Annotated in this window: 10 protein-coding genes and 1 pseudogene; 8 read left to right on the top strand and 3 right to left on the bottom strand. The window is 72.9% G+C overall.

The window, feature by feature from the left end; translation table 11 throughout:
- The first annotated feature begins 5 nt into the window (after window positions 1-5).
- Window positions 6-755, top strand: coding sequence for a DUF899 family protein (locus ABZX02_RS31100; protein WP_355303400.1), 750 nt, complete (start codon window positions 6-8; stop codon window positions 753-755).
- Here the strand turns inward: ABZX02_RS31100 and ABZX02_RS31095 are convergent, their stop codons facing one another.
- Window positions 756-1,493, bottom strand: coding sequence for a class I SAM-dependent methyltransferase (locus ABZX02_RS31095; protein WP_355303398.1), 738 nt, complete (start codon window positions 1,491-1,493; stop codon window positions 756-758).
- A gap of 254 nt (window positions 1,494-1,747) precedes the next feature.
- Here ABZX02_RS31095 and ABZX02_RS31090 point away from each other — a divergent pair, with 254 nt between their 5' ends.
- The gene (locus ABZX02_RS31090; RefSeq protein WP_355303396.1) at window positions 1,748-3,061 is read left to right on the top strand and encodes a cytochrome P450; all 1,314 of its coding nucleotides are present in this window, start codon (window positions 1,748-1,750) and stop codon (window positions 3,059-3,061) included.
- Window positions 3,062-3,102: 41 nt separating this feature from the next.
- Here ABZX02_RS31090 and ABZX02_RS31085 read toward each other — a convergent pair whose 3' ends face one another.
- Together ABZX02_RS31085 and ABZX02_RS31080 are read right to left on the bottom strand one after the other, a co-directional pair.
- Window positions 3,103-5,739, bottom strand: coding sequence for an ABC transporter permease (locus tag ABZX02_RS31085; protein ID WP_355303394.1), 2,637 nt, complete (start codon window positions 5,737-5,739; stop codon window positions 3,103-3,105).
- A gap of 89 nt (window positions 5,740-5,828) precedes the next feature.
- Window positions 5,829-6,560 (bottom strand): ABC transporter ATP-binding protein, encoded by a 732-nt coding sequence (locus ABZX02_RS31080; protein WP_355303392.1) that lies wholly within the window; start codon window positions 6,558-6,560, stop codon window positions 5,829-5,831.
- A gap of 236 nt (window positions 6,561-6,796) precedes the next feature.
- Between ABZX02_RS31080 and ABZX02_RS31075 the strand changes: the two genes are divergently transcribed.
- The 6 genes and pseudogenes from ABZX02_RS31075 to ABZX02_RS31050 all read left to right on the top strand — a co-directional run.
- Window positions 6,797-8,173: a serine hydrolase domain-containing protein gene (locus ABZX02_RS31075; protein WP_355303390.1), complete on the top strand. Its 1,377-nt coding sequence runs from the start codon at window positions 6,797-6,799 to the stop codon at window positions 8,171-8,173.
- Window positions 8,170-9,024 carry a serine hydrolase gene (locus tag ABZX02_RS31070; RefSeq protein ID WP_355303388.1) on the top strand — a complete coding sequence of 285 codons (855 nt, stop codon included), beginning with the start codon at window positions 8,170-8,172 and terminating at the stop codon, window positions 9,022-9,024. The genes ABZX02_RS31075 and ABZX02_RS31070 overlap by 4 nt, the downstream gene beginning before the upstream one ends.
- Entirely contained in the window at window positions 9,021-10,589 is a 1,569-nt protein-coding gene (locus tag ABZX02_RS31065; RefSeq protein ID WP_355303386.1) for an ABC transporter substrate-binding protein, read from the top strand. Before ABZX02_RS31070 ends, ABZX02_RS31065 begins: the two co-directional genes overlap by 4 nt.
- Window positions 10,586-11,530, top strand: a complete 945-nt coding sequence (locus ABZX02_RS31060; RefSeq protein ID WP_355303384.1) for an ABC transporter permease — start codon at window positions 10,586-10,588, stop codon at window positions 11,528-11,530. The genes ABZX02_RS31065 and ABZX02_RS31060 overlap by 4 nt, the downstream gene beginning before the upstream one ends.
- 67 nt (window positions 11,531-11,597) lie before the next feature.
- Window positions 11,598-13,424 (top strand): dipeptide/oligopeptide/nickel ABC transporter permease/ATP-binding protein, encoded by a 1,827-nt coding sequence (locus ABZX02_RS31055; protein WP_355303382.1) that lies wholly within the window; start codon window positions 11,598-11,600, stop codon window positions 13,422-13,424.
- Window positions 13,421-14,098: pseudogene (locus ABZX02_RS31050) on the top strand (ATP-binding cassette domain-containing protein); the annotation flags it as partial. The gene ABZX02_RS31055 and the pseudogene ABZX02_RS31050, both read left to right, overlap by 4 nt.
- Window positions 14,099-14,112: the final 14 nt, after the last annotated feature.

Genomic DNA, 14,112 nt, shown 5'->3' with positions numbered 1-14,112 from the left:
GACCCATGACCGGACTCCCGCCCGTCACCGACCGCGCCACCTGGCAGAAGGCGCGCGACGAGCTGCTGGTCCGCGAGAAGGCCCACACGCGCGAGGGCGACGCGATCGCGGCCGAGCGCCGCAGGCTGCCGATGGTGGAGTTCGACGGCACCGTCGAGGTCGTCGGCGCCGACGGGCCCGTGCCGTTCTTGGAGCTGTTCCAAGGGCGGGACGAGCTCGTCGTCTACAAGCACATGTGGTGGGACGGCGCGCCGCACCAGGGGCAGTGCGAGGGCTGCACCCAGATCCCGTGGCACTTCGACGACGCGTCGTACCTCAACGTGCGCGGGGTCTCGTTCGCGTTCGTGACGACCGGGGCGTGGGACGAGGTGGCGCCGTTCGTGGAGTTCATGGGCTACCGGCAGCCCTGGTACTCGGTGCGTGGCGTCGAGGGGCCCGCCGGCGACGAGATGGGGTACCTGACCTGCTACCTGCGCGACGGCGACCGCACGTTCCTCACCTACGAGACGACCGGGCGGGGCACCGAGCGGGTCAACGGCTCGCTGGGGTTGCTCGACATGACCGCGCGCGGGCGCGGCGAGACGTGGGAGCAGCGGCCGCAGGGGTGGCCGGAGGCGCGGCACGGCGGCTGGTTCTGGCGGACGAACGCGGACGGCGAGCCGAGCTGGGGTGAGGACAGCAGGCCCGCGGCGCAGTGGGGCCGGCCGGGTGCGGGGCCGGTGACGACGCTCGGCCGGCAGGGCCACTGCCACTGATCAGGCGGGCTTCACCGCGGTCGCGAGGACGCGCCGCGTCCGGTCGAAGACGGCCAGGACGCGGCGCGCCTCCTGCTGCGTCGCCACCACGGCGGGGTCGTCCGGCGCGTCGAGGGCGAGCGCCTCCTCCCACATCCGCCGTTCCCGCTCCCGCCACTGCGGCCGGTCGACGACCTCGACCTCGGTGAAGCCGGCCTCAGGTAGCTGCGCGGCGAGGTCCAGCTCGCGGATCCGGTGCCAGACGAGCTCGTCGCCCGGTTCCGCCGCCTGCCAGCCGGTGACGACGAGCCTGCCGCCCGGCCGCAGCACGCGCAGGCACTCCCGCAGCGCGTCCGGCTTGGACTCGGCGAACTGCACGGAGTCGACGACCAGCACCGCGTCCACCGCGGCCGGGCTCAGGCCCGTCGCGGTCAGCGTGCCGACCCGGAAGTCGCCACCGCCGCTGCTCTGCCGGGCCTGGTCCACGGCCACGGCGGAGAAGTCCACGCCGACGAGCCGGCAGCCGGTGCGACGCGCGATCTCCAGGCCGTAGCCGCCGCGTCCGCACGCGAGGTCCAGCAACACCCGGCCCCTCGCCACCCCCAGCGCGGTCGTGACCTCGTCGAGCCCGGGACCGCCGAGCAGGCTGGTCGACTCGAAGCCCTCCGGCAGGCCGAGCGTGCGCCGGACCAGGTCGTCCACGATCGGCGAGGCGGCGCGATCGGTGTACCACCGGTCGAAGTGCTCAGCGCTCGTCATCGCGCACACCCTGCCAGAAATCGGGTGAGGACGGTCCCGATCACCCGATCCACTGTGGTCCGTGCCGCTGACGCTCTGTTCCGATCCGAACGCCCTCCGCACAGCCCGCACCGGTTCTGATCGACATCAGGACCAAAGTATGACGGCGCGTTAGGCCCAGGGTATGACGCGGCCGGACGACGGCGTCGTTATTGTCCGTTCCGACGGACATCATCAGCTCGTAACCCCCTTTCCGCCGAAGGGACAGCCGCGTCATGTGGGAAGTTCTTCAGTCAGCGACCGACGTCCGGTCGCGCGTGACCGAGTGGATGGGGAAGCGGTTCCTCGCACACCTGAGCAAGACCGGGTTCGACCTCGAGTCGTCCTGGTTCGTGCCGTCACGCGTGCTCGCCCCGCTGCGGCGCAACGGGGTGGACCCGGTGCCGGAGCTGGCGCGGATGCAGGCGGCCGCACCGCTGACGCGGTTGCCGCTGCCGGTCACGGTGTGGCTGGTGACGGGGTACGAGGCGTCCAAGCAGGTGCTCGTCGACTCCGAGGCGTTCAGCAACGACTTCGGGCACCTGCGCGAGCTCGGGCTGTTCTCCGACGAGGCGCCCGGCGGGCTCGGGTTCAGCGACCCGCCGGAGCACACGCGGCTGCGCCGGGTGCTGACGCCGGAGTTCACCATGCGGCGCCTGTCGCGGCTGGTGCCGCGGATCGAGCAGATCGTCGCGGACCAGCTCGACCTGATGTCCATGAAGGACGGTCCCGTCGACCTGGTCGAGCACTTCGCGATGACCGTGCCGGCGCTCACGATCTGTGAGCTGCTGGGCGTGCCCGCGAGCGAGCGCGAGGAGTTCCAGCGGCGCAGCGTCTCGCGGTTCGACCTCGGCGGCGCGGCCACCACGTCGCTGTCCGCGGTGTCGGAGTCGATCGTCTACTTCCGCGAGCTGGTGCGGGCGCAGCGGCTCGACCCGACCGACGGGCTGCTCGGCGAGCTCGTCCGCAAGCACGGTGACGAGCTGGACGACGACGAGCTCGCGGGCCTCGCGGACGGCCTGCTCACCGGCGGGTTCGAGACGACGGCCAGCATGATCTCGCTCGGCACGCTCGCGATGCTGCGCGACCCGGCCCTGCGGGACAAGGCGCTCGGCGACGACAAGACGGTGAACGGACTGGTCGACGAGCTGCTGCGGCACCTGAGCGTGGTCTCGGTGGCGTTCCTGCGGATCGCGCGGCGCGACGTCGAGATCGCCGGGACGCGGATCAAGGCGGGCGACATCGTGGCCTGCTCGCTGTCCCAGGCGAACCGCGACCCGCAGGTGTACGACACGCCGGACGTCCTGCTCGCGGACCGTCCCGCGCACCAGCACCTCGCGTTCGGCCACGGCGCCCACCGCTGCATCGGCGCCGAGCTGGCGAAGATGGAGCTGCGGATCGCCTACCCCGCGCTCGCCCGGCGGTTCCCGGAGATGCGCCTCGCGGTCGCGCCGGGCGACCTGTCGTTCCGCAAGCTCTCGATCGTCTACGGGCTGCACTCGATGCCGGTGCACCTCGGCGCGCAGCCCAGCCCGATCCAGCAGCTCTGACGACGCGGAGGGGGCCACCCGCGGGTGGCCCCCTCCGTCGTTCACTCCCGGCTGCCTATCGCGTCGATCGGCCTGGCCCGCAACGACAGGCGGGTGGCCACCGCGATCGACACCACGCCGATCAGCGCGGCTCCGGCGAGCGCGCCGGGGTAGACCCAGACCGGCCCGGAGGGCAGGGGGCTGCCGGTGAGCCCGACCGCGAGCAGGGCCAGCGGCACCGCCGCCACGAGCGACCCGAGCACAGCGGCCAGCCCGGCCGTCAGCAGGGCCTCGGCCCGCATCATCCGCACGACCTGGCGCCGTCCGGTGCCGACCAGCCGCAGCAGCGCGAACTCGCGGCGGCGGGCGGCCGTGGACATCACCAGCGTGTTCGACACGGAGATCGCGACGTAGCCGAGGATCACACCGACCGCGACGAGGTTGAGCAGGAACTGGGTCCGCTCGGCACCGCGCTCCTGCGCCACCACCCGTTCGGTGACCTGGAGGCCGGGATAGCGGCTGACCAGGTCGCCGAGCTGCCCGGCGTCGCCGGACTTCACCAGCACCGCGCTGTCCATGCCGGCCGTGGTGTGCGCACGGGCGTCGGCGGCGGACAGCACGTAGTCGCCGAACGCGAGGTCGTGCTCGTAGGTGGCGACGACCTTCAGCTTGGCCTGCTGACCGTCCGCGAACCAGAACTCGACGGTGTCGCCGATCTTCTTGTCCTCCCACGAGGCGTGCGCGGCGCCCAGCGCGACCGTGCCCGGCCGCAGGTCGTCGAGGGTGCCGGACACGACGCCCAGGTCGACCATGCCGCTCGCGGTGGAGTCGAGCCCGTTGGCGGGCCGGCTCTGCACCTCGACGCTGTCCCCGGTCGTCCGCGCGGTGATCACCTGCGTGCGCACCAGCGACGTCGCCGTACCGCCCTCGACCTGCCGCACGACCTCGGCCGGCACGCCCGTGACGCCGGTGATGACGTGGTCGGCGGTGATCGAGCGCTCGGTCTGCTGCCCCACGGCGGCCGTGAGCGTCGTCTGGCTGTAGAAGTTGACCACCGCGAACCCGATGGCCAGCATCAGCGGCGTCACCGCCGCCGCGAGCCTGCGGGAGTTCCGCACGACGTTCGCGCCCGCCAGGTACCCGCTCACCCCGGACCTCGCGAGGACCGGCGCGATCACCCGCACCGCCGCCCCGATCAGCCGTGGACCGGTCAGCGTCAGCCCGATGATCAGCACGAGCGCCGCCATCACCGAGATCGCCGCCCCGATCTGCCCGCCCACGACCAGCGGCACGCCGGTCGCGCCGAGCCCGATCGCGGTGAGCACCCAGCCGATCGCGAGCCGCACCCGCCCGACGTCGCGCTTCTGCACGGCGGCCTCGCCGAGCGCCTCGACGGGGTTGATCGACGACGGCCTGCGGGCGGCGCTCCAGGCCGCGAGCCTGGCCGCGCCCACCCCGATCAGCAGGGCCGCGGCCAGCGGGATCGGGCTGATCGACAACGCGAAGTCGTCCGGCACCACGCCGATCCGCGCGAACGCCGCCCGCAGCCCGTGGGCCACGCCGATGCCGAGCAGGCTGCCGAGCACACCCGCGACCACCGAGACGACGGTCGTCTCGACGCCGATCAGCCGGCGGATCTGCCGCGGGGTCGCGCCGACGGCCCGCAGCAGCGCGAACTCGCGGCGGCGTTGCTCGACGGTCAGGGCGAGGGTGCTGGCCACGACGAAGATGGCGACCAGGACCGCGTACCCGCCGAACGAGCCGGCGAGGATCGCGAGGATCGACTTGGTCTGACTGACGTCGTCGAACTCGGCGGCGCTGCGGTCGGGTCCGGACGAGACGGTGACGTGGTCGCCGCCGAGGGCGGCCTGGACGCGGTCCGGGAGGCCGGAGGTGCCGGGGTCGGCGAGGACGCCGATCGCGGAGACCTGGTCGGGGCGGCCGAAGAGGTCGGTGGCCTGGGTGGCGTGGAAGAAGACGGCGGCCTGGCGGGATCCGCTGCTGCCGGGTCGGTCGGGGGCCGGTTCGCCGCTGGTGGGCGGCTGACTGGAACCCGGCTGACTGGAACCCGGCTGGCTGGTGCCTGGCCGGCTGGTGCCCTGCGACGCCTTCTCCCCTCCCCCGGACGCGCCACCCTGCCCCGCGGTCGCCGCGATCCCCGCGACCCGGTACGCCACCGGCGCCGAGCGGACCATCACCCGCACCTCGCCGCCCACCGCGACCCCGGCCCGTGCCGCGAGCCCCGAGTCGAGCACCACCTCACCGGGCTTCGGCGCGTTGCCCGCCACGAGCGCGAACGGCGCCAGCACCGCCGACTCCCAGTTGTGCCCGAAGGACGGCTTGTCCGCGACCGGCTGCCCGTCCGCCCCGACCACGACGGCCGGGAAGGTCTGCTCGGCGACCGCGGCCTTCACGCCGGGCACCGCCGCGACCTTCGCGACCAGCGACGCGGGGATGGCCGGCTGCTCGGCCGCGTGTTCGAACGCCAGCACGTCGGCGCCGGGCGGGCGCACGGTCCGGTCGCCGGTGACGACCGCCTCGGCGGCCGCGTAGCGCTGGGTCGGCACGCCGCCGCGGAAGCCGGACTCCATCAGGACACCGCACGCGGCGACGAGCGCCGTGCCGCACAGGATCGCGACGAACGCGCCCGCGAACCCGCCGACGCGGGTCTTCACGGTCTGCCAGGCGAGGGTCAGCACCGCCGATCACTCCCCACGATCCGCCACGCGCACGCGACCGCGCACGCCACCAGTTCCGCGCTCAGCACCTGCCACACGTTCCCCACGGCTCACCACTCCCCGAGGTGCGTCATGCGCTCGGCCACGCGCTCGGGCGTCGGGTCGGCGAGCGAGCCCGCCAGGCGGCCGTCCGCGAGGAACAGCACGCTGTGCGCGGCCGAGGCGGCCACCGGGTCGTGCGTGACCATCAGGACCGTCTGACCCATCTCGTCCACAATGGACCGCAGCAGCACCAGGACCTGGTGCGCGGTGCGGGAGTCGAGCGCGCCGGTCGGTTCGTCGGCGAGCACGACCTCGGGGCGGGCGACCAGTGCCCGGGCGATCGCGACGCGCTGCTGCTGGCCGCCGGACAGTTCGGCGGGGAGCCGGTCGAGGCGGCCGTCCAGGCCGACCCTGGTGACGATCTCGCGCAGCCACGCCCGGTCGGCCGAGCGGCCGGCGAGGCGCAGCGGCAGCGTGATGTTCTGCTCGACGGTGAGTGACGGCAGCAGGTTGTAGGCCTGGAACACGAACCCGATCCGGTCGCGCCGCACCTGCGTCAGCGCGGCCTCCTTCAGGCCGCCGAGGTCGGTGTCGCCGAGCAGCACGCGCCCGGACGTCGGCCGGTCCATGCCCGAGGCGCAGTGCAGGAAGGTGCTCTTGCCCGAGCCGGACGGGCCCATGACGGCGGTGAACGTGCCCCGCCCGATGCCGACGGTGACCTCGTCCAGGGCGGTGACCGCGCCACCGCCCGAGCCGTACACCTTCCGCACCGCCTGCAACGACAGCGCGTCTGACCTCATCACGTTCTCCTTGGCTCGCAACGTCTTCTGGCCGAGAACGTAATTTCGCGAGGGGTCCCGCGGCGATCACGCAGACTGCCGAGCGCGGGGTGGAGCAGGCTCCACCTCCGGCCGGGTTCGTCGGCGCGGACAGATCGGCGAGGTCAGATTCGTCGGCTGCGACGAGGTGAGCGTGCGGGCGCCGAACCTAGCGTTCACGGTGACCGGAGTCACGTCGACCTGGATGGGGCGCGCGGATGTCCAAGCTCAACGAGATCAACGAGTGGTTGCGGGAGAACCTGCCCCGGCTGGTGGCCGAGTACGACGTGCCGGGTGCCGCGGTCGCCGTCAGCGTCGGCGACGAGGTGGCCGAGGCCGCCGCGGGCGTGCTCAACAAGAACACCGGCGTCGAGACGACGACCGACTCGGTGTTCCAGATCGGGTCGATCACCAAGGTCTGGACGACGACCCTTGCCATGCAACTGGTCGACGAGGACCTGCTGGACCTCGACGCGCCGGTGCGCGACTACCTGCCCGACTTCCGCATCGCCGACGAGGACGCCGCCGCGCGGATCACGGTGCGGCAGCTGATGAACCACACGGCGGGCTTCGAGGGCGACCTCTTCACCGACACGGGCCGCGGCGACGACTGCGTGGAGAAGTACGTCGCCACGCTGCACGACACGCCCCAGCTCTTCGCGCCGGGCGAGATGTTCAGCTACAACAACGCGGGCTACGTCGTGCTCGGCCGGATCGTCGAGGTGATGCGCGGCAAGTCCTACGACGACTGCCTGCGCGAGCACCTGTTCGCGCCGCTCGGCCTGACCCACGCCGCCGCGGACGCCTACGACGCGATCATGCACCGCGCCGCCGTCGGGCACCTGACGCCCGACGAGGAGACCGGGCCGCAGGTGGCACCGGTCTGGGCGCTCGTGCGGTCCAACGCTCCGGCCGGGTCGACCCTCGCGATGAGCCCCGGTGACCTGCTGAAGTTCGCGCGGATGCACCTGAACGACGGTGCCGGTGTGCTCTCCCCCGCCAGTGCCGCCGCCATGCGCGAGGTGCAGGTGCAGGTGCCGGACCTCGCGCTGATGGGCGACGCGTGGGGCCTGGGCTGGGAGCTGTTCCACTATCCACAGGGGACGGTCATCGGCCACGACGGCGGCACGATCGGGCAGAACGCGTTCCTGCGCCTCGTGCCCGAGCACGGTGTCGCGGTGGCGTTGCTGACCAACGGCGGCAAGACCGTCGACCTCTACCAGGCGATCTTCCGGCACGTGCTGCGCGAGCTCACCGGTGTCGAGCTGCCCGCGATGCCCGAGCCGGCGGCGAAACCGCCGAAGCTCGACGGCGCGCGGTTCACCGGCGTGTACGTCTCGTCGGTCGCGGAACGGGTCGTCACGCAGGACGAGGACGGCCGGATCTGGATGGAGCTCGTCCCCAAGGGGATCATGGCCGAGGTCAGCCCGGAGTCCGCCGGGAAGACCGAGCTCGTGCCGTGGCGCGACGACACCCTCGTGGCGGCGGAACCCGTGATGGGCATCCACATGCCGCACGCGTTCGTCGGCGACGACGGCAGCGGGCGCGCGCTGTTCCTGCACACCGGCCGGGCGGACCGCCGGGTGGCGCGGTGACCTTCGCCGGGGTGTTCGCCGACGCGGGCGTGGAGGGGTTCGTCCACGCCCGCGAGATCGGCGCGGGCGACCGGGAGGCGGGCCACGGCGCCGACGAGCCGGTGGTGCTGGCGTCGGTGTTCAAGATCCCGGTCGCCGTGGCCTACGCGGCCGAGGTCGCGGCGGGCCGGCTCGACGAGTCCGCACGGACGCGCGTCACCTCCCGCTACCGCATCGGCGGGATCGGCACGGCCGGGTGCGCGGACGACGTCGAGATGAGCTGGCGCGACCTCGCGCTGTTCATGATGACGATGAGCGACAACGCGGCGACCGACGTGATCTTCCACCGCGTCGGGCAGGCCGCCGTCGACGCGGTGGTGGCCGGGCTGCCGCGCACCCGGATCCTGGGCTGCTGCGAGGACCTCTTCGCGTCGGTGGTCGCCGACGTCGGCACCGAGGACGTCGAGGACGCGCTCGCCGACCCGCTGCTGGTGCCCAAGCTGTCCATTGTGGACCCCGAACGCACCACCTCCTCGACACCGCGGGAGATCACCGCGCTGCTGGACGCGATCTGGACCGACCGCGCCGCCGCACCCGAGGCGTGCCAACGGGTGCGCGAAATCATGGGCCGGCAGATCTGGCCGCACCGGCTCGCGTCCGGCTTCCCCGCCGACGTCGCGGTCGCCGCCAAGACCGGCACGCTGCCGACCGTCCGCAACGAGGCGGGCGTCGTCACCTACCCCGACGGCCGCGCCTACGCCGTCGCCGTCTTCACCCGCGCGGGCTCGCTCGACCTGCGCGATCCCGCCGCCGACGCGGTGATCGGCCGCGCCGGGAGGCTCGCCGTCGAGGAAATCCGGAGGACGTCATGAAGCGCGCGGTGGCCCTGCTCGCGGCCGTGGTCCTGACAGGCTGCGGCACCTCGGCGAACTCGGGGAGTTCGCAACTGGCCGACGGCAAGACGTTCACGATGTCGGTCGCCGCCGATCCGGGTTCGCTCGACCCCGCGCTCACGGTGCTGTCCGTGGCGCGCCAGGTCGGCCGGTTCCTCTACGGCAGGCTGATCGAACGCACGGCGAACGGCGACATCGTGGCCGGGCTCGCCGAGAAGTGGGAGGCGACCGTCACGACGGCCAGCTTCACGCTGCGCCAGGGCATCACGTGCCCCGACGGCGCGCCGCTGACCGCCACCGACGTCGCCGCGAACATCACGTTCGTGGGCGATCCCGCGAACAAGTCGCCGCTCGCCGGGATCCAGGTCGTGCCGGGCACGACCGCGACGGCCGACGAGGCGACCCGCACCGTCACGGTGACGAGCGGGGCGCCGGACGCGTTCCTGCTGACCAACGTCGGCACGCTGCCGATCGTGTGCGCCAAGGGGCTCGCCGACCGGTCGTTGCTGGCCAAGGGCGAGCAGGGCACCGGCATGTTCACCGTGTCGGAGATCGTGCCCAACGACCACTACACCCTGCAGCGGCGCAAGGACTTCAAGTGGGGTCCCGGCGACTGGCAGGCGGACCAGCAGGGCCTGCCGGACCAGGTGGTCGTGCGGGTGATCGCGAACGAGACCACCGCGGTGAACCTGCTGCTGCAGGGCCAGCTCAGCGCCGCGACCGTGGCGGGACCGGATCAGGAACGCCTGCTGGCGCAGAAGCTCGAGCACGTCGACAACGCCACGCCGCTCGGCACGCTCACGTTCAACCAGGCCGACGGCCACCCCGGCAAGGACCCGGCGGTGCGGCGGGCGCTCGTGCAGGCGCTCGACCTCGCGCAGGTCGGCAAGGTGCTCACCAGCGGCAAGGGCAGGCCCTCGCAGTCGCTCGTGACCGTGCAGCCCCGCCCGTGCACCGGTGACAACGTGGGCCCGAACGTGCCCGCGTTCGACAAGGCGGCCGCGACGAGCGCGCTCGACTCGGCGGGGTGGCGGGCCGGTGCGGACGGCACGCGGGCCAAGGACGGCACGCCGCTCGCGGTGAAGCTGCTGCAGCCGACCGTCGTCGGGCCGACCGTGACCGCGACCGCCGAGCTCGTCCAGCAGGCGTGGCAAGGGATCGGCGTGAAGGTCGAGATCGCGCCCGTGGACGCCGCCGGCATCAACCAGACGTTGTTCGGCACCGGCGCGTGGGACGTGTCGATGGTGCCGCTGACGTTGTCGCTGCCGAGCCAGCTCGTCCCGTTCGCATCGGGTCCGGTGCCGCCGCAGGGCGTGAACTTCGGCCACATCGCCAACGCCGAGTTCGAGGCGGCGGCCAAGCAGGCCGCCTCGCTGCCCGGAGCCGAGGGCTGCGAGCAGTGGAACAAGGCCGAGGCCGCGCTCGTCCGCGACGCGTCATTGGTGCCGTACTTCGACGCGATCGTCCCGACGTTCGTGAAGGGCGCGAAGTTCACGGTCAGCGACAGCCTCGACCCGACCTCGATCCGGATGCTGGCGTCATGACCTGGGTCCCGTTCGCACGGCGGCGGGCACTGCGGTTCGTGACCTCGCTGTGGGTGCTGGTGACCGCGGCCTTCCTGATGATCCACCTGATCCCGGGCGACCCGGTCCGCGAGTCCCTCGGTCTCGCGGCGCCTCCGGACCTGGTCGCCGCCCGCCGCGCCGCACTGGGCCTCGACGACCCGCTGCCCGTGCAGTACTGGCACTACCTCAGCGGCCTGTTCCGGGGCGAGTTCGGCACGTCGCTGGTGAGCGGCACCCCGGTGGCGTCGCTGATCGGCGACCGCCTGCCGGCGACCGTGCAGCTCGCCGTGCTCGCGTTCCTGGTCGTGGTCGTCGTGGCGGTGCCGGTCGGCGTCGGGATGGCCGTGCTCACGAGGGGCGGCCGCCGGCGCGGTGGCGAGCTGGCGTTCACCTCGTCCAGCGTGGTGCTGGCGGCGGTGCCGGAGTTCCTGCTCGCCGTGGGCCTGGTGAGCCTGTTCGCCGTGCAGCTCGGGCTGTTCCCGGTGGCGGGCGACGACGCCGCCGGCTCGTGGGTGCTGCCCGTGCTGGCGCTCGCGATCGGCCCGGCCGCGGTGCTCGCGCGGATCGTGCGGGTCGAGCTGTTGTCCGTGCTGGGCAACGACTACGTGCGCACCGCACGGGCCAAGCGCCTGCCGTCACGTCTCGTGTACGTGCGGCACGCGCTGCCCAACGCCGTCACCGCGACCCTGACCCTGGGCGGCATGATGCTCGCCGCCCTGGTGGCGGGGACCGTGCTGGTGGAGAACGTGTTCGCGTGGCCCGGCCTCGGGTCGACCATCGTCGGTTCCATCCAGCAGAAGGACTACCCGGCCGTGCAGGGGATCGTGCTGGTGTACGGGGCCGGGGTGCTGCTGGTGAACCTGGTGGTGGACGTGGTGCTGGCGCTGCTGGACCCGCGGTCGACGATCAGGGAGGCGTGATGGCGCCGGTCCCCGCAGCGACCCCGGTCGTGTGTCCTGCTCCCCTGCCCACCGATGCGGAGGCAGCATGCGTCGCCTGACCGTCCTGCGCTCCCCCGTGGGCGCCGCCTCCGCCGTCCTCCTCGTGGTCCTCGTGCTGCTGGCGGTCTTCGCGCCGCTGCTGTGGGGCGACCGGGCGGCGGCCATCGACACCGACGCGATCGGGCAGGGGCCGTCCGCCGAGCACCTCCTCGGCACCGACCAGCTCGGCCGCGACATCTTCTACCGCGTGCTCGTGGCCACCCGGCTCACGATCGGACTGGCGCTGCTGGCCACGCTGATCGGCGTCGTGACCGGGCTCGTGCTCGGCTCGGTCCCGGCCGTGCTGCCGCGGTGGGCGGCCAGGGTGGTCACCTCGGCCGTCAACATCGCCGTCGCGTTCCCCGGGCTGTTGCTGGCGCTGTTCTTCGCGGTCATCTTCGGCACCGGCACGACGGGCGCGGTGCTCGCGATCGGGTTCGCGATCGCGCCGTCGTTCGCGCGGCTCACCCAGACGCTGACGGCCTCGGTGAGCGGGCGCGACTTCATCGCGGCGGCCAGGGTGTGCGGAGTGGGCGGGTTCCGCATCCTCACCCGGCACGTGCTGCCCAACATCGCCGAGCCGCTCGTCGTCAACGCCACCCTGGCGGCGGGGTCGGCGCTGACCGCGTTCGCCGGTCTGTCGTTCCTCGGGATCGGTGTGCAGGCGCCGTCCTACGACTGGGGCCGGCTGCTCGGCGAGGGGCTCAACCGCATCTACGTCACGCCCGCTCCCGCACTCGGGGCGGCGGTGGCCGTGGTGGTCGCCGGGCTCGCGTTCAACCTGTTCGGCGAGGCCGCGGCGGCCGGGCACCGGCAGCGCACGCGCGCCGTGACCGGAGAAACCCCGCACCCCGCGGGTGAAGGACCGCACGACGGCCTGCTGACCGTGCGCAACCTGCGGGTCACCTTCCCCGGCGGTGTCGAGCCCGTGCGCGGGGTCTCGTTCACCGTCCACGACGGGGAGATGATCGGTGTCGTCGGCGAGTCCGGGTCCGGCAAGAGCCTCACCGCGCTGGCCGTGTCGCGGCTCGTCGAACACCCCGGCACCGTCACCGCGGACACCTTGGCGTTCAACGGGAAGCCGCTGCACGAGACGAAGGACCAGGAGCTCGGCACGCGGCTGGCGATGGTGTTCCAGGACCCGACGACGTCGTTCAACCCGACCCAGCGCATCGGCCGGCAGCTCGCCGAGGTGTCCGAGGTGCACCAGGGGATGTCGCGGAAAGCCGCGCTGCGCAAGGCGGCCGACCGGCTGGGCGCCGTGCGGATCCCGGAGCCGGAGCACCGCACGGGCCAGTACCCGCACGAGTTCTCCGGCGGCATGCGGCAACGGGCGATGATCGCGATGGGGCTGATGGGCGAGCCGCAGCTGGTGATCGCCGACGAACCCACCACCGCGCTCGACGTCACCGTGCAGCAGGAGGTGCTGCGGCTGCTCGCCCAGATCCGGCACGACCGCAGCGCCGCGGTCCTGTTGATCAGCCACGACATCACGGTCGTCGCGCAGACCTGCGACCGGGTGCTGGTGATGTACGCGGGCCGGATCGTCGAGGAGCTGCCGACCGACGAGCTGTTCGAGGCCGCGCGCCACCCGTACACGACCGCGCTGCTCAAGGCCGTGCCGGACATGGACACCGACCGGGACGCGCCGCTCGCGGTCATCCCGGGACGGCCGCCCGAGCCCGGCGAGATCGGCCCGGGGTGCCCGTTCGCGCCGCGCTGCCCGCTGGCCGACGAGCAGTGCCGGACCGAGGAACCCGACCTCACGACCCTGCGCGACGGCCACCGGGTCGCGTGCTGGAAGTCCGAGAGCGAACTGGCAGGGGTGCGATGAGCGAACTCGTCTTCACCGGCGTCACCGTCCGGTTCGGCCACCGCACGGCGGTCGACGACGTCAGCCTCACCGTGCCGTCCGGCCAGGTCGTGGGCCTCGTCGGCGAGTCCGGCTCCGGCAAGTCGACGCTCGCCGCCACCGCGGTCGGCCTCCGCAAGCCGACCTCGGGCCACGTGCGGGCGGACGGCAAGGTCCAGATGGTCTTCCAGGACCCGTACTCCTCGCTCGACCCGCGGATGAGCATCGGGAACTCCATCGCCGAGGCGATGCCGCGTGGCACGAACCGCAAGGCCGAGGTCGCGCGGCTGCTCGAACTGGTGAACCTCGACCCCGGCCGGGCCGCGGACCTGCCGGCGCGCCTGTCCGGCGGGCAGCGGCAACGCGTCGCGCTGGCCAGGGCGCTCGCCGGCAGGCCGAAGGTCGTCATCGCCGACGAGATCACGTCCGCGCTGGACGTGTCCGTGCAGGGCGCCGTGCTGAACCTGGTGCGCGACCTGCAACGACAGCTCGGCCTCTCCATGCTGTTCATCTCGCACAACCTCGCCGTCGTGCGGTACGTGAGCGACCGCATCGCGGTGATGAAGGACGGCCGGATCGTCGAGGAGGGGCCTGCCGCCCGGGTGCTCGACCACCCCGGGCACGAGTACACGCGCGCGCTGCTCGCGGCCGCGCCGAGACGCACCACGAG

Origin of the sequence: Lentzea sp. NPDC003310 (assembly GCF_040610935.1) — a bacterium.
In the GTDB taxonomy this organism is placed as follows: Bacteria; Actinomycetota; Actinomycetes; order Mycobacteriales; family Pseudonocardiaceae; genus Lentzea.
This window is presented reverse-complemented; position numbering and strand designations above follow the sequence as displayed.

Bases quoted from the DNA above. Each gene is read 5' to 3' on its own strand.
- ABZX02_RS31100 (WP_355303400.1), top strand. From the start codon at position 6: ATGACCGGACTCCCGCCCGTCACCGACCGCGCCACCTGGCAGAAGGCG.
- ABZX02_RS31095 (WP_355303398.1), bottom strand. From the start codon at position 1,493: ATGACGAGCGCTGAGCACTTCGACCGGTGGTACACCGATCGCGCCGCC.
- ABZX02_RS31090 (WP_355303396.1), top strand. From the start codon at position 1,748: ATGTGGGAAGTTCTTCAGTCAGCGACCGACGTCCGGTCGCGCGTGACC.
- ABZX02_RS31080 (WP_355303392.1), bottom strand. From the start codon at position 6,560: ATGAGGTCAGACGCGCTGTCGTTGCAGGCGGTGCGGAAGGTGTACGGC.
- ABZX02_RS31075 (WP_355303390.1), top strand. From the start codon at position 6,797: ATGTCCAAGCTCAACGAGATCAACGAGTGGTTGCGGGAGAACCTGCCC.
- ABZX02_RS31065 (WP_355303386.1), top strand. From the start codon at position 9,021: ATGAAGCGCGCGGTGGCCCTGCTCGCGGCCGTGGTCCTGACAGGCTGC.
- ABZX02_RS31060 (WP_355303384.1), top strand. From the start codon at position 10,586: ATGACCTGGGTCCCGTTCGCACGGCGGCGGGCACTGCGGTTCGTGACC.
- ABZX02_RS31055 (WP_355303382.1), top strand. From the start codon at position 11,598: ATGCGTCGCCTGACCGTCCTGCGCTCCCCCGTGGGCGCCGCCTCCGCC.